This is a genomic window from Streptococcus sp. Marseille-Q6504 (assembly GCF_965111625.1).
Genome location: NZ_CBCOON010000006.1, coordinates 1 through 23,341, shown reverse-complemented (window position 1 = coordinate 23,341; position 23,341 = coordinate 1). Strand labels below are relative to the sequence as shown.

Annotated in this window: 17 protein-coding genes; 13 read left to right on the top strand and 4 right to left on the bottom strand. The window is 39.5% G+C overall.

Annotated features, from left to right (window positions below; genetic code table 11):
* Nucleotides 1-42: 42 nt before the first annotated feature.
* From ACWPUA_RS06505 to ACWPUA_RS06490, 4 genes are all read left to right on the top strand, one after another.
* Nucleotides 43-768 carry a CppA family protein gene (locus ACWPUA_RS06505; protein ID WP_223333214.1) on the top strand — a complete coding sequence of 242 codons (726 nt, stop codon included), beginning with the start codon at nucleotides 43-45 and terminating at the stop codon, nucleotides 766-768.
* Nucleotides 765-1,697 carry a serine hydrolase domain-containing protein gene (locus tag ACWPUA_RS06500; RefSeq protein WP_454379930.1) on the top strand — a complete coding sequence of 311 codons (933 nt, stop codon included), beginning with the start codon at nucleotides 765-767 and terminating at the stop codon, nucleotides 1,695-1,697. Before ACWPUA_RS06505 ends, ACWPUA_RS06500 begins: the two co-directional genes overlap by 4 nt.
* Before the next feature lie 9 nt (nucleotides 1,698-1,706).
* Entirely contained in the window at nucleotides 1,707-2,618 is a 912-nt protein-coding gene (locus ACWPUA_RS06495; protein WP_454379928.1) for a DMT family transporter, read from the top strand.
* A gap of 113 nt (nucleotides 2,619-2,731) precedes the next feature.
* Nucleotides 2,732-3,490 carry a CPBP family intramembrane glutamic endopeptidase gene (locus ACWPUA_RS06490; protein ID WP_454379926.1) on the top strand — a complete coding sequence of 253 codons (759 nt, stop codon included), beginning with the start codon at nucleotides 2,732-2,734 and terminating at the stop codon, nucleotides 3,488-3,490.
* Nucleotides 3,491-3,533: 43 nt separating this feature from the next.
* On the opposite strand, the gene ACWPUA_RS06485 is transcribed toward ACWPUA_RS06490, so the two are convergent.
* Both ACWPUA_RS06485 and rsmG read right to left on the bottom strand, forming a co-directional pair.
* Nucleotides 3,534-4,817 carry a uracil-xanthine permease family protein gene (locus tag ACWPUA_RS06485; protein WP_036753427.1) on the bottom strand — a complete coding sequence of 428 codons (1,284 nt, stop codon included), beginning with the start codon at nucleotides 4,815-4,817 and terminating at the stop codon, nucleotides 3,534-3,536.
* Nucleotides 4,818-5,333: 516 nt separating this feature from the next.
* Nucleotides 5,334-6,047, bottom strand: coding sequence for a 16S rRNA (guanine(527)-N(7))-methyltransferase RsmG (rsmG, locus tag ACWPUA_RS06480; RefSeq protein WP_254724342.1), 714 nt, complete (start codon nucleotides 6,045-6,047; stop codon nucleotides 5,334-5,336).
* Nucleotides 6,048-6,140: 93 nt separating this feature from the next.
* On the opposite strand from rsmG, the gene ACWPUA_RS06475 reads away from it, so the two are divergent.
* Both ACWPUA_RS06475 and htpX read left to right on the top strand, forming a co-directional pair.
* Nucleotides 6,141-6,701, top strand: coding sequence for a LemA family protein (locus ACWPUA_RS06475; protein WP_454379923.1), 561 nt, complete (start codon nucleotides 6,141-6,143; stop codon nucleotides 6,699-6,701).
* Between the two features lies 1 nt (nucleotide 6,702).
* Nucleotides 6,703-7,602 carry a zinc metalloprotease HtpX gene (gene htpX, locus ACWPUA_RS06470; protein WP_454379921.1) on the top strand — a complete coding sequence of 300 codons (900 nt, stop codon included), beginning with the start codon at nucleotides 6,703-6,705 and terminating at the stop codon, nucleotides 7,600-7,602.
* A gap of 42 nt (nucleotides 7,603-7,644) precedes the next feature.
* On the opposite strand, the gene ACWPUA_RS06465 is transcribed toward htpX, so the two are convergent.
* Entirely contained in the window at nucleotides 7,645-9,204 is a 1,560-nt protein-coding gene (locus tag ACWPUA_RS06465; protein WP_454379919.1) for an ATP-binding cassette domain-containing protein, read from the bottom strand.
* A 229-nt stretch (nucleotides 9,205-9,433) separates the two neighbouring features.
* A complete protein-coding gene (locus ACWPUA_RS06460) occupies nucleotides 9,434-9,763 on the bottom strand; it encodes a helicase BlpT (protein ID WP_454379917.1) in 330 nt (109 codons plus the stop codon).
* 168 nt (nucleotides 9,764-9,931) lie between these two features.
* Between ACWPUA_RS06460 and ACWPUA_RS06455 the strand changes: the two genes are divergently transcribed.
* The 7 genes from ACWPUA_RS06455 to ACWPUA_RS06425 form a co-directional block, all read left to right on the top strand.
* Nucleotides 9,932-10,474, top strand: coding sequence for a YceD family protein (locus ACWPUA_RS06455; RefSeq protein ID WP_454379915.1), 543 nt, complete (start codon nucleotides 9,932-9,934; stop codon nucleotides 10,472-10,474).
* Nucleotides 10,475-11,104, top strand: coding sequence for an endonuclease III (gene nth / locus ACWPUA_RS06450; protein ID WP_454379913.1), 630 nt, complete (start codon nucleotides 10,475-10,477; stop codon nucleotides 11,102-11,104).
* Between the two features lie 209 nt (nucleotides 11,105-11,313).
* Nucleotides 11,314-11,835, top strand: a complete 522-nt coding sequence (gene pyrR, locus ACWPUA_RS06445) for a bifunctional pyr operon transcriptional regulator/uracil phosphoribosyltransferase PyrR (protein ID WP_454379911.1) — start codon at nucleotides 11,314-11,316, stop codon at nucleotides 11,833-11,835.
* Nucleotides 11,836-11,852: 17 nt separating this feature from the next.
* Complete coding sequence (locus ACWPUA_RS06440; protein ID WP_454379909.1) at nucleotides 11,853-12,776, top strand: aspartate carbamoyltransferase catalytic subunit; 924 nt, start codon at nucleotides 11,853-11,855, stop codon at nucleotides 12,774-12,776.
* Nucleotides 12,777-12,825: 49 nt separating this feature from the next.
* Nucleotides 12,826-13,905, top strand: coding sequence for a carbamoyl phosphate synthase small subunit (locus ACWPUA_RS06435; protein WP_006151564.1), 1,080 nt, complete (start codon nucleotides 12,826-12,828; stop codon nucleotides 13,903-13,905).
* A 200-nt stretch (nucleotides 13,906-14,105) separates the two neighbouring features.
* Nucleotides 14,106-17,282, top strand: coding sequence for a carbamoyl-phosphate synthase large subunit (gene carB, locus ACWPUA_RS06430; RefSeq protein ID WP_454379906.1), 3,177 nt, complete (start codon nucleotides 14,106-14,108; stop codon nucleotides 17,280-17,282).
* Between the two features lie 389 nt (nucleotides 17,283-17,671).
* The coding region (locus tag ACWPUA_RS06425) for a Spy0128 family protein (RefSeq protein ID WP_454379904.1) at nucleotides 17,672-23,341 on the top strand (5,670 nt) is incomplete at its 3' end.

The window sequence follows — 23,341 nt, the reverse complement described above, 5'->3', positions numbered from 1 at the left end:
ATGAAATAAAATCCTTTAAAATAAAATGTGTTGGAGGAATTTATGAATGTAAATCAAATTGTGCGTATGATCCCGACGCTAAAGATAAATAATAGAAGATTAAATGAATTGTTTTATATCCAAACCTTGGGTATGAAACCCTTGCTTGAAGAGTCGGCTTTCTTATCGCTAGGAGACCAGTCAGGCATTGAAAAATTGGTTTTAGAAGAATCACCAAGTATGAGAAGCCGTAAGGTTGAAGGGATCAAAAAATTAGCTAGATTGATTGTAAAAGTAGCGAATCCATCCGAGGTTGAAGCACTGCTAGCTAGAATGGAAAAACTTCCTCAACTCTATAAAGGAAATAAGGGATATGCTTTTGAAATCCTTTCACCAGAAGGGGATCTTGTCCTAATCCATGCGGAAGATGACATCAAAGATTTGAGAAAGTTTGATGAAACTGTTACTTTCACAAAAGATGAGAAAGTGCAATATTTGACAGCATTTGATATTTCAGCAGAAATTAACTTGCCTGCTGAAACGGCGAGCCTGCTTGAAAAAGAGGAAATCGAAACTAGCATAACTTTTAAACAAGCCCAAGGTAGTGATTTGCTTGTTGAAAATAATGTAACTTGGGATTTGTCTATGTTGAAATTCCAAGTAAAAGAACTTGAATTGGCTAGTCTGCGTCAACGTTTTGAAACTGCAGGTTACTTTATTCCTAAGTCTGAGAAGTTTTTCCTAACCAAGGATGCCAACAATATCGAATTGTGGTTTGAGGAAGTATGAAACAAGAAATCATTCAAAAAATAGAGCAACAAATTGAGGCAGGGATTTATCCTGGTGCCTCTTTTGCGTATTATCGGGATGGTGAATGGTCTGATTGCTACCTCGGAGAAGCAAATCCAGAAATTGGAGAGCAGACTTGTCAAGGTTTAGTCTATGATTTGGCAAGTGTGAGCAAAGTCGTCGGAGTTGGAACTGTCTTAACTTTTTTGTGGCATCAAGGGGAATTAGATATAGAAAAGTCAGTGACAGAATTTTTACCTGACTCTGATTATCTAGATATCACCATTCGTCAACTCCTCACACATTCTACGGACTTGGACCCGTTTATTATCAATAGAGACCAGTTGAGTGCAGAAGAATTAAAAGAAGCCATGTTTCATTTGAATCGACGAGAGAAGAGGGCTTTTCTATACTCGGATGTGCACTTTCTCTTACTCGGTTTTCTCCTAGAGAACTACTTTGAGAAAGACTTAGACCAGATTTTACAAGAGCAAATTTTCGATCCATGGAAGATGAAGGAAACTCAGTTTGGACCAGTTAGCAGTGCTGTTCCTACTGTTCGGGGACAGAAAGCAGGAGTGGTGCATGATCCTAAGGCACGTTTACTAGGTAAACATGCTGGAAGTGCAGGCTTGTTTTCAACTGTGAAGGATTTAAAAATCTTCCTTGAGCATTATTTACAGGATGATTTTGCTGACGGATTAAGCCAGAATTTTTCAGATTTGAGTGATAAGGAACGATCCTTGGCCTGGAATCTTGAAGGTGATTGGCTAGACCATACAGGCTATACTGGAACCTTTATCATGTGGAATCGTAAGAAGCAGGAAGCTGCGATTTTCTTGTCCAATAGAACCTACGAAAAAGACCAGCGCGCGCAGTGGATCATAGACCGTAATCAGGTCATGGACCTAATTCGTGAAGCAGACTAGGGAGGAAGTATGACAAAAACTCTTAAAGGAACTCTTTTTACAGTGATTGCTGGTATTGCTTGGGGATTGTCTGGGACCAGTGGTCAGTACCTAATGGTTCATGGGATATCGGCTCTAGTCCTAACCAATATTCGTTTAATTGTTGCAGGTTTGCTCTTAGTTCTCTTGTCCTATATAAAGTCTAAGGAACAATTTTTGGCTTTTCTAAAAGATAAATCAAGTCTGTTTTCTCTCTTACTATTTTCTTTATTTGGCCTCTTTCTGAATCAATTGGCTTATTTATCGGCTATTCAGGAGACAAATGCAGGTACAGCTACAGTGCTTCAGTATGTCTGTCCTGTTGGAATCTTGGCTTACACATGTATAAAGGATAAGGTAGCACCTACTATAGCCGAAATCCTTTCTATGATTTTAGCAATAGGTGGAACCTTTTTAATTGCGACTCACGGTCAAATGGATCAGCTCTCTATGACACCAGCAGGTCTCTTTTGGGGCTTGTTCTCTGCTTTAACCTATGCTCTTTATATCATTTTACCCATTAAGCTCATTCAAAAATGGGGGGGCATTCTGGTTATTGGTGTCGGTATGACCATTTCAGGTTTTGTAGCAGTGCCATTTACTGGGATTATCGGTGCTAGTCTACTTATGTCTTTTGATATTTTCTTAGCATTTGCTGGAATTATTCTCATAGGGACTGTTTTTGCCTACACGGCCTTTCTTAAGGGGGCAAGTCTGGTTGGGCCAGTCAAATCTAGTCTCTTGGCCTCTATTGAACCAATCTCTGCTGTATTTTTTGCTTTCATAATTATGGGAGATATCTTTTATCCTGTAGATTTTCTTGGTATGGCAATGATTTTATTGGCTGTGACTATTATTTCTTTAAAGGATTTAATGCTAGAAAAGAAACACAAGTCCATTTAAGAACAGAACAACCTTATAAAGAGGTTGTCTTTTTATGCTCTAGTATCAATTTAATTAATTTTAAGATTGAAAGTTTATAATAAAGGTACAAAAATAAGCTAAACGGAGGAAATATGAATTTTATACAAAGTATTCATCCTGCTAAACCTTTAAGATACTTAAAATGGTTCGACATCTTAATCATCACTGTTTTAATGTTTGGAGAGTTTATCATCCGTTCTACTCAACAATTTATGGAGAGTCTATCACCTTCAACTCTTGCTAGTGTTGCGGAAACTACAACAAATGTAGCAAGTGATGGGGCAGCTTATTCTAGTAATTTTACTTTTCAATTGATGATGTTAGGGATTACTTTCCTTTATCTCTTGATTCGAAATTATGATTTTAAACAACTTCCTATACGCTTTTCCTGGTCTGTTTTCATCTGGGTTCCCCTTATCTTTGCTATTGTTGGTATTTTTGGTGATATTGTAACAACCCTTAGTGGTGAGTACAATTATTTTAATCCTCAGTTGATTCCTTTTATAGACCCAATGGAAATCATTAGAAAATTCATGTCCTTAACGCCAATGGCTATTGGCTATGCGCTTTTAAATGGTTTTTACGAAGAATTTTTCTTCTTGGGATTACTGACTTCAGTAAAAGAAAAGCATCAGTGGCTGGTTCTAGTATACTCGGTAATCATACGGATTTCTTTCCATACCTACCAAGGATTACTCTGGGCCTTAGTTATTGGGCTTGTATATGGACTATTCTATTATTTCTTGTACAAATATGTAGTCAAGAATTTACTGCCATTCTTTCTTATGCATGCTCTTGCAGATATGTTTGGTTCAAGTCTCTTGTACCTCTTGATTACTTGGAGAACTTAAGCAAAAAATCCACTCAAATGAGTGGATTTTTTTATGAATGCTTTTAGTCTTTATTTTCGTATGGCAAGATCAAGTTCAAAAGGATACCTGTCATTGCTGATAGGGCAGTACCTGAAAGTGTAACTGGACCAAGTTTAAGGATTGCTCCACCAAGTCCAAGCACGAGCATTGCACTAGCGATGATAAGGTTACGCATTTGACCAAAGTCTACACGTTCCTTGATCAAAACTTTCAAACCGTTGCTGGCGATAACCCCATAAAGAAGGATTGACATACCACCAAGTACGGCGCTAGGGATTGTAGAAATCAAAGCAGTGAATTTACCAAGGAAGCTGAGGGCAATTGCGATAAAGGCAGCGTTACGGATAACTGAGACAGAAGCGATACGAGTCATACCGATCACCCCTGTATTTTCACCGTAGGTAGTATTAGCAGGACCACCAAGGAAGGCAGATACAGATGTTGCGATACCGTCACCAAGAAGGGTACGGTGAAGACCTGGTTCTTTCAAGAATTGACGGCCACAGATTTGGCTCAAGACCGTGTGGTCTCCAATGTGTTCTGAGATTGTTACGATCGCGATTGGTAAGATTGCGATTGTCTCTGGACCGAAGTAAAGGTTGTATTCTTTGAAGGCACCACCTGTGCTAAATGGTAGGTAGAAGCCTGGAATTTCGAACCAGTTAGCTTGAAGAACAGGTGTGAAGTCTACTAGACCAAGAAAGACTGCAAAGATATATCCACCAATAATGGCAAACAAGAAAGGAATGATACGAAGGAATCCTTTTCCTTTTGTATTGATAAAGGCAGCGATGAGGAAGGTAACCACAGCTACAAGAGCATTTTTCCAGTTGCCATCAGCAACAAGACCAGCATTTGTTACCGCTGAACCTGCTAGACCAAGACCAATTACAATAATCATAGGTCCGATAACGATTGGTGGCAAGAGTTTATCGATCCATTTTGTACCAGCAAAGCGGATGCTAGTTGAAACAAGAACGTAGATTAAACCAGTTAAGATAACCCCTGTTTGAGCAGCAGAAACATCGCCACCCATTTCCTTCATAGCAAGAGACATTGCAGTGATGAAGGCAAAAGAAGAACCGAGATAGACTGGAACTTTAAATCCAGTACATACCATGTAAATCAGTGTTCCGACACCTGATGCAAACAGGGCAACAGATACAGGCATTCCCAAAATTAATGGCACTAAGATGGTAGCACCAAACATGGCAAACACGTGCTGGAAGCTGAGTAGAATTCCCTTACCAAAAGAAGGACGTTGGTCAACGTCGAGTAACAAATCAACAGTTGATTCTTGTTTCATAAATACCTCACTTTTTGGGCATCAAAAAAGAGCCCATTATTTTACAGCAATAGGCTCTCAGAGTAAGACATCTTTAAAACATGGTTAGCTCAATATTTAAAGAATTTCATATATATCTGCGTCTTCGTCACCTCACGGGATGACATTAAAAACCTTTGCTTAGGATAGTATAGCAGAAAAAATTCGTTTTGTAAACGAATTTTTCCTGAGCCTAGAAATAAGAGAGCGAGGCATGATTTTGTAAATCATTTTTTCCCGAGCCAAGAAACAAAAAAGCGAGGTGTGAGTCACTATGGAATATATTTTTGAATCAGGATAGAGTTGAATGATAGACGCAGTGGTTGAGTGGCCCATCTTACGCTTCGATTCGAGCTTTGATGGACCTACTCAACTTTGCGGGGGAGGGACGACGAAATCATCATTCCAAATGGTAATCGATTTCTGTCCCACTCCCTTTTCCCGAGCAAGGAAATAAAGACGCGAGGTCTAATCTTGTGAGTATCTATTTAAAATATCCTAAAGTGGTCGTTTGTTGGGCATACCAGCCTTACGTGGGTATTTATTTGGAGTTTCCTTTTTCTTTTCTACAATGGTGATGTAGCGAGGGTCTCCATTAGGAAGTGTGTAGCTGATATTATCTTCAACCTTACTAAAGAGAAGGTTGAGAGCATTTTTGGCTTCCGTCAATTCCTCAGGAGCATTACTTGCCTTAAGAGCCAAAAGTTTTCCTCCTACCTTTAGATAAGGAATGGTTAATTCAGACAAGACCTGCATGCGTGCAACTGCACGAGCTGTCACAATGTCGAATTGGGCACGGAAGTTCTTGTCTTGGGCAAAGTCTTCGGCACGTCCATGGTAGAAATGAACCCCTTCTAAATCAAGCTCCTCAGCTAAAAGCTGAAGGAAGTTAATGCGCTTGTTCAGAGAATCAATGATAGTCACATCTAGCTGAGGGTAGAGAATCTTCATAGGAAGACTTGGGAATCCTGCACCAGCGCCAATATCCAGTAACTTAATTTCTTGGTTTTCTATCAACCCTTGTAGGATAGGAGCGATAGAATCATAAAAGTGTTTAAGGTAAACCTCTTCCTTTTCAGTAATGGCAGTCAGGTTGATTTTTTGGTTCCACTCGACTAAGAGTTCGAAATAGCGCTCAAATTGAAATTTTTGCTGGTCAGTAAGATTAATATTCTGTTGGTCAAGTAGTGAGTAAAAAGTTTCTGTTTTCATAGTTATATCCTTCTTGTATATCATCTTATTTTACCACAAAAACATGGAAATTTGATATACTTGTACTAATCTAAAAGCAGAAAGGATAAGATTATGACTTGGATTATTCTTGGAGTTTTGGCTCTGATTGTTATTTTTGTGATTGTTAGCTATAACGGTTTGGTGAAAAATCGTATGCAGACCAAGGAGGCTTGGAGCCAGATTGATGTTCAGTTGAAGCGTCGTAATGATCTCCTCCCAAACTTGATTGAAACAGTTAAAGGTTATGCTAAATACGAAAGTTCTACTCTTGAAAAGGTGACTGAACTCCGTAGACAAGTAGCTGCAGCAACTACACCTGCAGAAGCCATGAAAGCTAGTGATGCACTGACTCGTCAGATATCTGGTATCTTTGCGGTTGCAGAGAACTATCCTGACTTGAAGGCTAGTGGCAACTTTGCTCACTTACAAGAAGAACTGACTAACACAGAAAACAAAATATCATATTCTCGCCAACTTTATAACAGTGTCGTTAGCAACTATAATGTTAAATTAGAAACTTTCCCAAGTAATCTGATTGCGGCTATCTTTGGCTTCAAGGCAGCGGATTTCCTTCAGACTTCAGAAGAAGAAAAGGCTGTTCCTAGAGTTGATTTTAGTGGTTTAGGTGACTAAGATGCTGTACGAACAAATCGCTAGTAATAAACGCAAAACTTGGGTTTTATTAATTGTTTTCTTTCTTTTGTTAGCTATTGTAGGTTATGCAGTTGGATATCTTTTCATGAACTCAGGATTTGGGGGCGTGACTATAGCCATGATTCTTGGCTTTATCTATGCCTTGACCATGATTTTTCAATCTACAGAGATTGTCATGAGTATGAATGGTGCGCGTGAAGTTGATAGGAATGAAGAACCTGTTCTCTATCATGTTGTTGAGGATATGGCTATGGTGGCGCAAATTCCTATGCCACGTGTTTATGTCATTGATGATGCTGGCTTAAATGCTTTCGCCACAGGTTCGAATCCTCAAAATGCTGCTGTTGCAGCGACATCAGGACTTCTAGAGATCATGAATCGTGAGGAGTTAGAAGCGGTAATTGGGCATGAAGTTAGTCACATACGCAACTTGGATATTCGAATCTCTACGATTGCTGTTGCTCTTGCCAGTGCCATTACCCTTTTATCAAGTATGGCTGGTCGTATGATGTGGTGGGGTGGAGCATCACGTAGTAGAAGGAATAGTGACCGTGACAGTGGAGGACTTGAAGTGATTATGTTAGTCATTTCTCTCCTAGCAATTGTTCTAGCACCTATTGCAGCAACTTTGGTACAGTTAGCCATTTCTCGCCAACGAGAATTTCTAGCAGATGCTTCAAGTGTGGAATTAACTCGTAATCCGCAAGGGATGATCAATGCTTTACAAAAATTAGACAATAGTCAACCCATGAGTCATCATGTGGATGATGCTAGTAGTGCACTTTATATCAATGATCCTCAAAAACCAGGTTTCTTGAAAAAACTATTTTATACGCATCCACCCATTTCAGAACGGATTGAGCGTTTGAAACATATGTAAAAAACATCCAGAGGTTTTCTCTGGATGTTTTATTTCCAAAAGTTAAAGATCTTGTAAATCAACTACTTCTAAACCATGCTCTGTCAGACTATAGATACTCGTACAAACTTCTTTTAAGAAACGTCGATCATGCGAAACAGTGACAAGACCACCAGAATAATTGGCAAAGAGTTTTCTGATTTCTGGTTGAGAAGTTGGAGAAAAATTTCGTGTGGGTTCATCCAGAAGGAGAAAGTTTGGCTTTCGCAGAACTAAATTCAAAAGAAGGAGTTTACCTTGTTGACCTCCAGATAAGGAGTGGATTTGGTGGTGCATCTCTGGATAGCTGAAATTAAGACTGGCTAAGTGAGATTGGATTTTCTGTATTTCCTCTTTGTGTCCAGTTTGGCTGAGAAATTCTACTGGGGATAGATTCAATTGTAGTGTTTCTTGGTAATCTTGTGGCATAAATCCAAGCGAAATCTCTCTTTTGCCGCTTAGTAGTTGATGTAACTTTGCTAAAAGAGTGGATTTGCCAACGCCATTGGGACCTATAATGCCGATTTTTTCTTGACCTCGGATAGTCAATTGTAGCCCTTGAGACAGAATTCGTTGGCCAATGGATAAAGTCTCATTTTCTAGTCGAACTAAGACTTTTGAAGCCGCTAATGGCTCTATATCTGAAAAGAAAAGTTGGATTTGTTCCTCTTCAAGTGGCTTTTGGGTCATGGACTGAGCTGCTTTTTCGTAACGTTTTTCTTGAGAAAGGACATTTTTCATCTTTTTAGCTAATAGGCGACCGGCAGTACTGTCTTTGGTAGCTCGAAGTGCAGTTTCTACATTTTGCTTGACGCGACGATGCTTCTCCATGGTTTTGTCATAGGCTCTCTGGTCGTTAGCAGCTTGCTGGCTTTGTCTGACAAAACTAGCCTTTCTCTGCTCACTATAGCTATCGTAGTCTAAATGCTCGACTAGCGATTCCGCTTCTTTCCGGTGCTTGATCAGTCGTAAATGGATAATGGTGTCTGCTGTTTGAGAGAGAAAGTCTTCATCATGAGAAATGAAAATAACGGTTTGCCTCATCTTTTGAATCTGTTTTTTTAGCCAATCAACCATCTCTATATCCAGGTCATTTGAAGGTTCATCTAAAAATAAAATCTCAAAGGGTTTGGCAAATTCATGGATGAGCTGAATTTTCAAAGCTTCACCACCCGAGAGACTACCAATTTCTTGATCACTTGCAAAACGACTGCTGTCAAAGTGTAATTCCTCAGCCAAGCGATAGAGAATGGTGTAGTCTAAATCAGCAGAATCCAAAAAGAAGTAGTCCTGTAGAGATTTTTTCTTCAGTTCTTCAGGAAGATGTTGGGGAATGTAGGCCATGGACTGAAGGTCACACTGGATTTCTCCCCTGATAGAGAAATCAGCTAATTTGTCTGCCATTAAAGTTCGAAGTAAGGTTGATTTTCCATTTCCCTCTTCGCCTATAATAGCGACCTTTTCTCCGTCTTGGATGGTAATGTTTAAATCGGAAACAAGGTCTCTTAAATCTTTGTTTTGTGTAATGGTCAGATGATTGATTTTTATCATATTATTGCCCTTTCTAGAATGTTCATATTGCATAACAAAAAGCTCTACTTTACCTAGTAGAGCCAATCGTCTATGTCAAAAAAACTCTTTTAAAAGGGCTGAAAATCCAGCAGAAAAAGAGACAGAAACAAGATCTACTAAATAAAGGTTCTTTATTTGATAGACTTAGTTGTTCATGTCTCCCTTACCTCCGAATATTGTTGCAATCATCATACTCTTTTTGAGAAAATTTGTCAAGATTAATCCAGAAAATCCTCTAGTTTTAAAATCCAAAAACAGGTCCATAGAGTGTCAGCGTATGTTTAACGTGATCGTAGTGGAACTTGTCATAGTTTCTCCAAGCAGTGCGGGCTTGGTCATTTAATTTCAGTGAACCAAGTCCAATCAAAAGACTAGTACGTTGGTAAAAAGACTCCAGTTCAATTAAGATGGCGTTGTCTAGTTTCTCAGCTTTTTTAAGTGCTCTGAGAATTTCGTCTATATTTTGCTGTAAGCGTAGATCATCAGGTAACCCTTGTTTACAGTTTTGTATAGTTTGGTTTAATTCTGAAACGAGCTGATAGGCTTCTGTTAAAAGAGCTTTGTCTTCCATATGAGCGTCCTCCTTTGCTCATGTATTGATGCCTATAGTATAGCACAAAAAACAAATTTGTCATAATAAATATATCAAAAAATACAGAAAGATGTTTTAAAAGTTTAGAGGCTTTACTTGACCTCCTTTCATGGTATAATCAAGTGAGTAAATTTTTATGGAGGAAGTATGAAATTAAATATTCAAGAAATTCGTAAGCAGCCTGAAGGCTTGCATTTTGAAGTAGCCTTAGACTTAGCAGCCGACTTACGTGAGCGTAACCAAGAAATTTTAGATGTAAAAGATATTCTAGCAGTTGGGAAGATTCAGTATGAAGACCGTATGTTTTTCCTAGATTACCAACTGTCTTATACCATCGTACTTGCTTCTAGTCGTAGTATGGAGCCTGTTGAGTTAGCAGAGTCTTATCCGGTGACAGAAGTCTTTATGGAAGGTGCTACCAATCAACTGGACCAAGAAGTTCTTGATGATGACTTGGTTTTACCTATCGAAAATGGTGAAATCGACCTGGCTGAAAGTGTTTCAGATAATATTTTGCTTAACATTCCAATCAAGGTCTTAACAGCAGAAGAAAAAGCTGGTCAGGGATTTGTTTCTGGAAATGACTGGCAAATCATGACTGAGGAAGAATATCAAGCTCAACAAGCGGTTAAGAAAGAAGAAAGTAGTCCTTTTGCTGGCTTGCAAGGATTGTTTGATGGAGACGAATAGATGGTTTTATCCAAGAAACGTGCCCGTCATGTCATTGAGGAAATCATCGCTCTTTTTCCAGATGCAAAACCTAGTCTAGATTTTCGCAATCATTTTGAACTCTTAGTTGCAGTTATGTTGTCTGCTCAGACGACAGATGCGGCAGTAAACAAGGCGACTCCAGCTCTTTTTGAAGCTTTCCCTACACCACAAGCCATGGCGGGCGCAAGTGAAAAGGACATTGCAAAACATATTTCTCGTTTAGGTCTGTATCGAAATAAAGCAAAATTTCTTAAAAAATGTGCGCAACAGTTATTAGAAGATTTTGATGGTCAAGTTCCTCAGACTAGAGAAGAATTAGAAAGTTTGGCGGGAGTTGGGCGTAAAACAGCTAATGTAGTCATGAGTGTGGGCTTTGGAATTCCAGCTTTTGCGGTAGATACTCATGTTGAGCGTATCTGTAAACATCACGATATCGTTAAAAAATCAGCTACACCACTAGAGGTTGAAAAACGTGTCATGGATGTCTTGCCACCAGAAAAGTGGTTGGCGGCGCATCAAGCCATGATTTACTTTGGTCGTGCTATCTGTCATCCCAAAAATCCAGAATGCGAACACTATCCACAGTTATACGATTTTAGTTCATTATAAGGCCAAGCATTTAATGTTTTTACTTGCTTTGCACTAGGCTTTGTGATATAGTAAGGACAATAAAATATTCCTTTAAACCTGTCCCGTGAGGCAGGCAAGGAGCTCGATAAAGTAGAAGGGTAAGTCTATACTGTTTCCAGTATGGCTCGCTTAGTTATACATTCTCAAGTCTCCTTGTTTAAGGAGACTTTTCTTTTTGGAGGTTTGTCATGAAGACAAAAGAAGTTGTAGACGAATTAACCGTCAAGCGAGCAATTACGCGTATCACTTATGAAATTATCGAACGCAACAAAGATTTGAATAAAATCATTTTAGCGGGAATTAAAACACGTGGTGTCTTTATTGCTCACCGTATCCAAGAACGCTTGGAACAATTGGAAAATATCTCTGTTCCCGTTGTAGAATTAGATACCAAACCTTTCCGTGATGATGTCAAAAGTGGTGAGGATACTTCCTTGATTTCTGTCAATGTGACAGATCGCGAAGTTATTTTGGTTGATGATGTACTTTACACAGGCCGTACAATCCGTGCTGCTATCGATAACATTGTCGGGCATGGTCGTCCTGCTCGTGTAAGTCTAGCAGTACTAGTGGACCGTGGACACAGAGAATTGCCAATTCGTCCAGATTACGTTGGGAAAAATATTCCAACCAGTCGTTCTGAAGAAATCATCGTTGAGATGACAGAACTTGATGGCCAAGATAGAGTATTGATTACTGAAGAAGCTTAAAAGCTAAAGGAGTAGCCATGTCAGAAAATCAACAAAAACTGGAACATGTGGTGTCCATGGAAGATCTCACTGTAGATCAGGTTATAAAATTGATTAAACGAGGGATCGAGTTTAAAAATGGAGCCCAGTTACCCTACGAAGACCATCCTATTGTTTCCAACCTTTTCTTTGAAAATTCGACAAGAACTCATAAATCTTTCGAAGTTGCTGAGATTAAACTGGGACTGGAGCGACTGGACTTTGATGTGAATACAAGCTCAGTCAACAAGGGGGAGACACTATACGATACCATTCTGACTTTGTCTGCACTTGGTGTAGATGTCTGTGTTATTCGTCACCCAGAGGTTGATTACTACAGGGAATTGATTGCTAGCCCAACCATTACGACATCGATTATCAATGGTGGTGATGGCTCAGGGCAACATCCTAGTCAGAGTCTGCTTGATTTGATGACAATTTACGAAGAATTTGGCCGTTTCGAAGGGCTCAAGGTTGCGATTGCTGGTGATTTGGACCATTCACGTGTGGCTAAGTCCAATATGCAAATTCTGAAGCGCTTGGGAGCGGAACTTTACTTTGCAGGACCTGAGGAATGGAGAAGTCAAGAGTTTGCAGACTACGGACAGTTTGTAACCATTGATGAGATTGTTGATCAGGTGGATGTTCTGATGTTGCTTCGAGTTCAACATGAACGTCACGAAAGTGGAGCGATCTTCTCAAAGGAAGGCTATCATGCTCAACATGGCTTGAACCAAGAGCGCTACAATCGCTTAAAAGAAAAAGCAATCATTATGCATCCGGCTCCAGTGAATCGGGATGTGGAAATTGCCGATCATCTTGTTGAAGCACCAAAATCACGCATTGTCCAACAAATGACCAATGGAGTATTTGTTCGAATGGCAATCTTAGAATCCGTATTGGCAAGTAGAAAAGCCAAATAAGACACAAAACGTTAAAAGACGCCAGTGAGCGTCCACGAGAGGTGAAAATATGACAAAAAGACTTCTAGTTTTAGAAGATGGCACAGTTTTTGAAGGTAAGGCCTTCGGTGCAGATATTGATGTAACAGGGGAAATAGTCTTTAACACAGGGATGACAGGATATCAAGAATCCATTACAGACCAATCTTATAATGGACAAATCTTGACCTTCACATATCCACTAGTAGGGAATTATGGAGTTAACCGTGACGACTACGAGTCTATCAGTCCTACTTGTAAAGGAGTTGTGGTTTTCGAAGAGGCTCGTAGAGCCAGCAACTGGCGTAACCAAATGACGCTGGACGAATTCTTGAAGGCTAAGAAAATTCCTGGAATTTCAGGCATTGACACTCGAGCTCTTACAAAAATTATCCGTAAACATGGAACAATGCGTGCAACTTTGACACATGCTGGCGATAGTATGGATCACATTGCAGATCAACTTCAAGCAACTGTCTTACCGACTGATAATATCAGACAAGTTTCTACAAAGACTGCTTATCCAGCTCCAGGAGTTGGCTTAAGCGTTGTTTTAGTAGACTTCGGCCTTAAACACTCTATTTTACGAGAGCTATCTAAACGTGATTGTAACGTAACTGTAGTTCCATACACAACTACGGCTGAGGAAATCTTGCATTTAAACCCTGACGGAGTTATGTTGTCAAATGGTCCTGGAAATCCAGAAGATGTACCAGAAGCTCTTGAGATGATCCGTGGTATTCTCGGGAAAATTCCAATCTTTGGTATCTGTATGGGGCATCAGCTCTTTGCGATGGCAAATGGTGCTAAGACCTATAAAATGAAGTTTGGTCACCGTGGCTTTAACCATGCTGTTCGTGAAATTGCAACTGGGCGCGTGGACTTCACTAGTCAAAATCATGGTTACGCAGTTAGCCGTGAGGATTTACCAGAGCACTTAATCATCACCCACGAAGAAATCAATGACAAGTCAGTTGAAGGTGTACGTCACAGATATCTACCAGGTTTCTCTGTACAATTCCACCCAGACGCAGCTCCTGGGCCACATGATGCAAGTTATCTATTTGATGAGTTCATTGAGATGATGGAAGCTTTCAAACAAGCAAACTAAAGACGAGTGAGAAATCGTCGGAGAATTTATTTAATGGCAATCAGAGAGTTGCCGAATAGAAAGGAGAAGATACATTGTTCGCGGAAGTGAACACGCCCTAAGAACTGTGTGAAAAAGATAAACATCGTCTTGACGCTGAAGGCGTCTGCATCGAGTTTCCTATTTTCACTGTGTTCTTTACGGGCTTTGTATCATAAACTATGCCTAAACGTACTGATATTCAAAAAATTATGGTGATTGGTTCTGGTCCGATTATTATTGGTCAGGCTGCTGAGTTTGACTATGCTGGAACCCAGGCCTGCTTGTCTTTGAAAGAAGAGGGGTATGAGGTTGTCTTGGTAAACTCAAACCCTGCAACCATCATGACGGATAAAGAGATTGCAGACAAGGTCTACATCGAACCGATTACACTTGAGTTTGTGACTCGTATTCTCCGTAAGGAACGTCCGGATGCTTTGCTTCCAACTCTTGGAGGTCAAACGGGGCTTAATATGGCCATGGAATTGTCTAAAAATGGTATCTTAGATGAGCTCGGAGTAGAACTTCTCGGGACTAAACTGTCAGCCATCGACCAAGCGGAGGACCGAGATCTCTTTAAACAATTGATGGAAGAACTCAAGCAACCAATTCCAGAATCTGAAATTGTCAACACAGTTGAGGGAGCAGTTGCCTTTGCAGCAACTATTGGCTACCCAGTTATCGTCCGCCCAGCCTTTACTCTAGGTGGTACTGGTGGTGGTATGTGTGCCAATGAAGAAGAATTGCGTGAAATTGCTGAAAATGGTTTGAAGTTGTCACCTGTTACCCAGTGTTTGATTGAACGTTCTATTGCCGGTTTCAAGGAAATTGAGTATGAAGTTATGCGTGACTCAGCTGATAATGCCCTTGTTGTTTGTAACATGGAAAACTTTGACCCTGTCGGAATTCACACAGGGGACTCTATCGTATTTGCCCCTGCGCAAACCATGTCCGACTATGAAAACCAAATGCTTCGTGATGCTAGCTTAAGCATTATCCGCGCTCTCAAGATTGAAGGCGGATGTAACGTTCAGCTTGCGCTTGATCCACACAGCTTTAAGTACTATGTCATCGAAGTAAATCCTCGTGTATCTCGTTCTTCAGCTCTTGCTTCTAAAGCAACAGGTTACCCAATTGCTAAATTGGCTGCTAAGATTGCGGTAGGGTTGACCTTGGATGAAGTTATTAACCCAGTTACAGGTTCAACCTATGCTATGTTTGAACCAGCACTTGACTATGTGGTGGCTAAGATTCCACGTTTCCCATTTGACAAGTTTGAAAAAGGGGAACGTCGTCTTGGTACCCAGATGAAGGCAACTGGAGAAGTTATGGCAATCGGTCGTAACATTGAAGAGTCACTTCTTAAAGCTTGTCGTTCGCTTGAAATCGGGGTGTATCACAATGAAATGCCTGAACTTGCAGATGTTTCAGATGATGCCTTGATTGAAAAAGTTGTCAAGGCTCAAGATGACCGTCTCTTCTACGTATCAGAAGCTATTCGTCGTGGTTATACACCAGAAGAGATTGCTGACTTAACTAAGATTGATATTTTCTACCTTGATAAACTCTTGCATATCTTTGAGATTGAACAAGAATTGGGCGCACATCCTCAGGATATCGATGTCCTGAAAACAGCAAAACTCAATGGTTTCTCAGATCGTAAAATCGCAGAACTTTGGGGAACTACAGCTGATCAAGTTCGCCAACTTCGTTTAGAAAATAAGATCGTCCCAGTTTACAAGATGGTAGATACTTGTGCCGCAGAATTTGAATCAGAAACTCCGTACTTCTACTCAACATATGGATGGGAAAATGAGTCTATCAAGTCTGATAAGGAATCTGTACTTGTCCTAGGTTCTGGTCCAATCCGTATCGGTCAAGGGGTAGAGTTTGACTACGCAACAGTTCACTCTGTTAAGGCAATTCAGGCTGCTGGCTACGAAGCCATCATTATGAACTCAAACCCAGAGACAGTTTCAACAGACTTCTCTGTATCAGATAAACTCTACTTTGAACCATTGACTTTTGAAGATGTGATGAATGTCATCGATTTGGAGCAACCAAAAGGCGTTATTGTTCAGTTCGGTGGTCAAACAGCTATCAACCTAGCTGAGCCATTAGCAAAAGCTGGTGTGACTATCCTTGGTACTCAAGTTGCTGACTTGGACCGTGCAGAAGACCGTGACCTCTTCGAACAAGCCCTCAAAAACTTGGATATTCCGCAACCGCCTGGGCAGACTGCAACCAATGAAGAAGAAGCAGTGCTTGCTGCACGTAAAATTGGTTTCCCAGTTCTCGTTCGCCCTTCATATGTTTTGGGTGGACGTGCCATGGAAATCGTTGAGAATGAAGATGATCTTCGTTCTTACATGCGTACTGCGGTTAAGGCAAGTCCTGACCACCCTGTTCTTGTTGACTCTTATATCGTTGGGCAAGAGTGCGAAGTTGATGCCATTTCAGATGGACAAAATGTCCTCATCCCTGGTATCATGGAGCATATCGAACGCGCTGGTGTCCACTCAGGTGACTCCATGGCGGTTTATCCTCCTCAAACCTTGTCGCAAAAAGTGCAAGAAACGATTGCAGATTACACCAAACGCCTTGCAATCGGCCTCAACTGTCTTGGGATGATGAACATTCAGTTTGTTATCAAGGATGAGAAAGTATACGTCATTGAAGTAAACCCTCGTGCCAGCCGTACTGTTCCATTCCTTTCTAAAGTAACCAATATCCCTATGGCACAGGTAGCGACTAATCTAATTCTCGGTCAAAGTCTTGAAGAACTTGGTTACCAAGATGGACTTTACCCAGAAAGCACTCGCGTTCATATCAAGGGACCAGTATTCTCCTTTACCAAGCTAGCTAAGGTAGACAGCCTTCTTGGCCCTGAAATGAAGTCAACAGGGGAAGTCATGGGTTCTGATACCACTCTTGAAAAAGCACTCTACAAGGCCTTTGAAGCTTCTTATCTTCACTTACCAACCTTTGGTAATGTTGTCTTCACTATCGCAGATGATGCAAAAGAAGAAGCACTAGATTTGGCTCGTCGTTTCCAAAATATTGGCTACGGAATCCTTGCTACTGAAGGAACAGCAGACTTCTTTGCAAGTCATGGATTGCAGGCTCAAGTCGTTGGAAAGATTGGTGATAATGAGCACGATATCCCAAGCTACGTCCGCAAAGGAAAAATTCAAGCTATCATCAACACAGTTGGTACCAAACGGACAGCTGATGAAGATGGTGAGCAAATCAGACGTTCAGCAATTGAACATGGAGTTCCTCTCTTTACAGCTCTAGACACAGCAGATGCCATGCTAAAAGTACTAGAAAGCAGAAGTTTTGTCACAGAAGCGATTTAAATAAAAAAATGATTCTCGTAAGGGAATCATTTTTTATTTTATGAAAATGATAATGTTTTCACAATCATTAAAATGTAATCAAAATGAAATGCTAAGTAATAAAATTATAACAAATAATGAGATAGTTAAATAAAAACCCGTAAATAAGGGGAACTAAATCTCTATACATATAAATATATATAATGAGTATTTTTGTTTTTTTAAAACCCTAAAATTCAATAAAGAAAACGTTTTCAGGAGCACATAATTCTTTGAAAACCGTTTGAGCTTTTGATATGATGGAGATGCTAGAGTGGGTATTCTATACACTTCAATAATTGTACCTAAGATACAATTATTGTAAAAATATTACCTTCTGATAGTAAAAAATATAAAGGAGAACTTATCATATGATAAGAAAAGAACGACAACGTTTTTCTTTGCGGAAATATAAGGTAGGTGTTGCATCGGTATTTTTAGGAACAACTCTTAGCTTTATGTTGGCAAATGGTGGTGCAGTAAAAGCTTCTGAACTTCCTACGCAACCAAGTTCTGAAGAAAAAACAGAGTTGGTGAAAAAGGATAGTGTCAGCGAGGATTCCTCTAAGAAGGAAGAGAATGTTGTAGAAAATGTTGCAACAACTGAACTTGCTGAGACAAACAAGGTTGAAGAAGGGAAAGCAGCTTCTGAGGCTAAAACAGAAGAAGCTAAATCTGAACCAGTGTCTTCAGAAAAATCAGAAGAAGTAAAACCTGCTTCAACTGAGGCTGAGGTTGCTAGTAAGGAAACTGCTAAGCCGGTTGAAAAAGCTGAAGAAACTAAGCCAGCTGTTTCAGAAGGTGATAAACCTAAAGTTCGTAATCGTCGTGCTACAACGGAAGATGCAGTTTCTGGAGATCACAACTCTAAGCCAGTCAGTGTTAGTACATATCTAAAAGATGGTGAAACAGTTGATCCAACTATACAAAACCCAAATGGAGCTACGGTTGGGTCTCAAACTGTACCAGCTGGATATGCAAGAAAAGAAGGTGATTACTATACTTATAGTATCGTAGACCTTACTAAGTTCAATGAACGTTATAATACAAACTACTATACACGTGCATATAAGAATTTTGATGTTACTACAGACACAACGGTTGAATTGATTGATAAAACGACTGGTAATGTAGTAGAGACTAGAAAAATCACAGCAACAAGTGGAATTCAAAAATTCACTACTACTAAGACGGCATCAAATGGTGAATTAACTTGGCAAGTTGATTACAACCCAGGTACAGGAGCTGGACCTGGTAAAACGGACCAACCATTTATCCAATTAGGTTATGAAGTTGGTGCAAGTATTCAAGCTTTAGTAAATCCAAAGAATGAAGCTGAACAAAAATTATATCAAGATGTTTATAACGCTCGTACATCAACTGATATTATTAACGTTGTAGAACCAGCTTATAATGGTCGTACAATCACAGATACAAATGCTAAAATTCCAATATTCGTTGATAAAACAACTTACTACAGAGTAGTTGATAAAAATAACCCAACATTTAACGCTAATAAAACAGATAAAACTGTTCAAGATTACGTACCAAATGGTAATGAAGTAGACTTGGCTAGATATACAACTAAAGCCATGGAAGGACAAAACTTCACAGCATCTGGTGAGCGCCAATTTGATGGCTACAAATTGTATCAAACGGCAGATCCAGATTCAACATCTGGTTATGTAAGCCGTCCTTATACTGTTGGTACCAAATTCATGGATGCTGAGCGTGCAGGAATTAAGCGTATCAAGGAAATCGTAGGGGAAGATGGAACTGTAGTCGTTCGTGTTTACTTACTAGATCCAAAACAACAAAGCAAACGTTCTGATGGTACATTGAGCACTGATGGCTACATGTTGTTGGCAGAAACCAAGCCGATTAAACCTGGTGATTATAACAAACAAGAATTAAATGTTAAGAAATCACCTCTTAACACAATTGCTTTCACTGATAATAAAGGTGTAAATTATCCAAACGGTAAAGAAGTTACATTTGATTTCCAAAAAGCTGCAGGATATACACCGTATAAGACTGTCTTTGTTCCATTCTTGGGAGATAACATTGGTCACCTTTCTCCAAACGAACAATTAGTTCGTGGAGTAAATGGTATTGGTACAAACGTTGACTTGCTCAACTCATTGACACCATACAAGCAACCAATTTATTACTATGTCAAACAAAAGCCAGTTGAAGTCATTCCAGAAGTTGAAAAACAATTAGAGGGACGTGTCTTGACAGACGGCGAGTTTACTTTCAAATTAACAGAAGAGAAAAGTACTCCTGATAAGCACGAAGAAACTGTTACCAACAAGGATGGAAAAGCTACATTCAGCAAGCTTACTTTTAACAAAGCTGGTACTTATAAATACAAGATCACTGAACAAAAGGGTTCTGATACAGATGTTGACTACGACGCAATGACTGTTACCATGACAGTTACTGTAACTGAGAATTCTAAAGGTGAATTGCAAGCAACTGTTAAATACAGTGCTGAAGGTGGATTCAAATCAAGTGATGATGATAAGGTCTTCAACAACTATGTGGTAGCACCAGTAAAAGTTAAATTTGACTTCACGAAGAAATTGGCTGGACGTGAACTTAAAGACGGAGAATTCAACTTTGTTCTTAAAGATTCAAGAGGTCAAGAAGTTGAAACTGTTGCCAACAAAAAAGATGGTACAGTGACATTTACTGAATTGTCATTCGACAATACGAAAATTGGTACACATACCTATACTGTAGAAGAAGTTATTCCAACAACGAAAGAAGTTGGTATGACTTACGATACGATGAAGGCAACTATTACAGTTAAGGTTGCTAAGAACGGTCATACACTTACTACAGTAACAAGCCTATCATCAACTGGTGGTGTAGATGATAACGGAGCATCAACTGATGGTAAGGAAGATAAAGTATTCAACAACAAAATCACTCCTCCAGCAACGCCTGAATTCCAACCAGAAAAATTTGTACTTAACAAAGAAAAGTATGACATCACTGGTACTAAATTAGTTGATGATGACAACGAGTTGACTAATGAGTATACAGAAACCAATGCAGATCCGTATGCTGATAAAACTACTAACAACGAAGCAGAAAATATCAATACTAAGACCGTTGAACGTGGTGAGAAATTAGTTTACCAAGTATGGTTAGATACTAGAAACTTCTCAGATAAGAATAACATCCAATCTGTTGGTATCTCTGATACTTATGACGCTGAAAAAGTGACAGTTAATGCTGCTGATATTAAGGCATATGACAGTGTAACTGGCCAAGATGTAACTGCTAAGTTTGACATTAAAGTTGAAAATGGTGTTATTACAGCAACTTCTAAAGCTTCTATGAACAAGTCTTTAGGTGATGCGGATAATACTCAAGTTATCGACACAACTAAATTTGAATTTGGTCGCTACTATAAATTTGATATTCCAGCTACTGTTAAATCAGATGTTAAAGGTGGAGTAGATATTGAAAATAAGGCCAACCAAATCGTTCATGTCTATAACCCAGTAAGCAAATCTGTAGAAACACCTGAAAAACCAACTCAGAAACGTGTCAACTCTGTACCAGTTACAGTTGATCTCAAGTTCACTAAAAAGCTGGAAGGCCGTACTCTAGCAGCTGGTGAATTTAGCTTTGTTCTTAAGAAAGACAATGTTGCAGTTGAAACTGTTAAGAATGATAAAGATGGTAAGATTACCTTTAAGACACTTAAGTTTGGAAAAGATGATCTTGGCAAGACCTACACTTATACTGTTTCAGAGGTTGCAGGTACTGATACAACAGTAACTTACGACGATATGGTTGCAACAGTTACAGTGAAGGTAGCCCATGATGGTACTGCTAAGGCAATTGTAGCAACTGTTACAGACGCTCCAGATAAAGAGTTCAATAATACTGTAACTCCACCGGAAGAACCTAAGTTCCAACCTAAGAAATATGTTTTGGATCAAGAAGGTTTTGATATTAAAGGTAAGTCATTATTAGATGATGATAAAGAACTAGCTGATTCAGTAACAGAGACAAACAACGACCCTTATGTTGATAGATATGACAATAACGAAGAACATAACATCAACACATTGGGAGTTCATAAAGGTGATAAAATCGTTTACCAAGTTTGGTTGGATACAACTCAGTTTAACGAAAACAATAAGAATAATATCCAAACTGTTGGAATCACAGATGATTACGATGAAACTAAACTTGATGTAGATGCTTCAGCTATCAAGGCATATGACTCTGTAACTGGTGCTGATGTGACTAATAAGTTCGACATAAAGGTTGAAAATGGTGTCATGACCGCAACTCTTAAAGCTGGCTTCACCAAGTCACTTGGAGACGCGGAAAACACTCAGATCATCGACACAACTAAGTTCGCATTTGGACGTTACTATAAATTCGATATCCCAGCTACTGTCAAAGATACTGTTAAACCAGGTGCTGATATTGAAAATACTGCAAGTCAGTTAGTACATTATTACAATCCATCAACCAAGAAGGTTGAAAAACCAGTTAAACCAACTGAAAAACGTGTCAACTCAATTCCAATTGATATCGAATTCAACTTCACTAAGAAACTCGAAGGTCGTGAACTGCAAGCTGGTGAGTTCAGCTTCGTATTGAAAGACGAAGAAGGTAACGAGATCGAAACTGTCAAGAATGATAAAGATGGTAAGGTGAAATTTGAACCACTTTCATTCATGAAGGGTGACGAAGGAACTCATAAGTATACTGTAGAAGAAGTTAAAGGTTCTGACGCTACAGTAACTTACGATACCATGAAGGCTGAAATTACTGTTGAAATTTCTTACGATGGTACAGCTAAAGCACTTGTGAAGACACTAACTGATGCTCCAGATAAAGAGTTCAATAACACTGTGACTCCTCCGGAAGAACCTAAGTTCCAACCAGAGAAGTATGTATTGGATACAGCTAAGTTCTCAATTACTGATAACAAGCTTCTTGATGATGATTCTGAGTTGACAGACAAGTACGGAGATACTAATAAAGATCCATACGTAGATAAGACTGACAACAACGAAGCAGAAAACATCAATACCAAGACTGTTAAGCGTGGAGCTAAGCTCTACTATCAAGTATGGTTGGATACAACTAAATTCTCAGCAACTAACAAAGAAAACGTTCAATCAGTAGGAATCACTGATGACTTCGATGAAACGAAGGTTGATGTAGATGCTTCAGCTATCAAGGCTTACGATTCAGTAACTGGTGCAGATGTGACAGACAAGTTCGACATTAAGGTTGAAAATGGTGTTATGACCGCAACTCTTAAATCTGGCTTCACCAAGTCACTTGGAGACGCAGACAATACACAAATCATCGACACAACTAAATTCGAGTTTGGTCGCTACTATAAATTCGATATCCCAGCCACTGTTAAAACAGACGTTGAAGGTGGAGTAGACATCGAAAATACAGCAGCGCAAATTGTAAACTACTACAACCCATCTACGAAGAAAGTTGAGAAACCAGAAAAACCAACTGAAAAACGTGTCAACTCAGTTCCAATTGAAGTCGAATTCAACTTCACTAAGAAACTCGAAGGCCGTGAGTTGAAAGCTGGCGAGTTTAGCTTCGTATTGAAAGACTCTAAAGGTACTGAAATCGAAACAGTTCAGAACGACAAAGATGGTAAGGTGAAATTCGCTAAACTTGAATTCACTAAGGCTCAAGTTGGAACTCATAAGTACACTGTAGAAGAAGTTAAAGGATCTGACGCTACAGTCACTTACGATACCATGAAGGCTGAAATCACAGTAGAAGTTGAACACAATGGAAAATCTAAAGCACTTGTGAAGACAGTGACTGACGCTCCAGATACAGAGTTCAACAACACTGTGACTCCTCCGGAAGAACCTAAGTTCCAACCAGAGAAGTATGTATTGGATACAGCTAAGTTCTCAATTACTGATAACAAGCTTCTCGATGATGATTCTGAGTTGACAGACAAGTACGGAGATACCAATAAAGATCCATACGCAGATAAGACTGACAACAACGAAGCAGAAAAC

Excerpts from the sequence above, each read along its gene's own strand:
- ACWPUA_RS06465 (WP_454379919.1), bottom strand. The coding sequence starts at position 9,204 with ATGCAATATGAACATTCTAGAAAGGGCAATAATATGATAAAAATCAAT.
- ACWPUA_RS06505 (WP_223333214.1), top strand. The coding sequence starts at position 43 with ATGAATGTAAATCAAATTGTGCGTATGATCCCGACGCTAAAGATAAAT.
- ACWPUA_RS06435 (WP_006151564.1), top strand. The coding sequence starts at position 12,826 with ATGACAAAAAGACTTCTAGTTTTAGAAGATGGCACAGTTTTTGAAGGT.
- ACWPUA_RS06440 (WP_454379909.1), top strand. The coding sequence starts at position 11,853 with ATGTCAGAAAATCAACAAAAACTGGAACATGTGGTGTCCATGGAAGAT.
- rsmG (WP_254724342.1), bottom strand. The coding sequence starts at position 6,047 with ATGAAAACAGAAACTTTTTACTCACTACTTGACCAACAGAATATTAAT.
- ACWPUA_RS06485 (WP_036753427.1), bottom strand. The coding sequence starts at position 4,817 with ATGAAACAAGAATCAACTGTTGATTTGTTACTCGACGTTGACCAACGT.
- pyrR (WP_454379911.1), top strand. The coding sequence starts at position 11,314 with ATGAAGACAAAAGAAGTTGTAGACGAATTAACCGTCAAGCGAGCAATT.
- ACWPUA_RS06455 (WP_454379915.1), top strand. The coding sequence starts at position 9,932 with ATGAAATTAAATATTCAAGAAATTCGTAAGCAGCCTGAAGGCTTGCAT.
- ACWPUA_RS06490 (WP_454379926.1), top strand. The coding sequence starts at position 2,732 with ATGAATTTTATACAAAGTATTCATCCTGCTAAACCTTTAAGATACTTA.
- ACWPUA_RS06475 (WP_454379923.1), top strand. The coding sequence starts at position 6,141 with ATGACTTGGATTATTCTTGGAGTTTTGGCTCTGATTGTTATTTTTGTG.
- carB (WP_454379906.1), top strand. The coding sequence starts at position 14,106 with ATGCCTAAACGTACTGATATTCAAAAAATTATGGTGATTGGTTCTGGT.
- htpX (WP_454379921.1), top strand. The coding sequence starts at position 6,703 with ATGCTGTACGAACAAATCGCTAGTAATAAACGCAAAACTTGGGTTTTA.
- ACWPUA_RS06495 (WP_454379928.1), top strand. The coding sequence starts at position 1,707 with ATGACAAAAACTCTTAAAGGAACTCTTTTTACAGTGATTGCTGGTATT.
- ACWPUA_RS06500 (WP_454379930.1), top strand. The coding sequence starts at position 765 with ATGAAACAAGAAATCATTCAAAAAATAGAGCAACAAATTGAGGCAGGG.
- nth (WP_454379913.1), top strand. The coding sequence starts at position 10,475 with ATGGTTTTATCCAAGAAACGTGCCCGTCATGTCATTGAGGAAATCATC.
- ACWPUA_RS06460 (WP_454379917.1), bottom strand. The coding sequence starts at position 9,763 with ATGGAAGACAAAGCTCTTTTAACAGAAGCCTATCAGCTCGTTTCAGAA.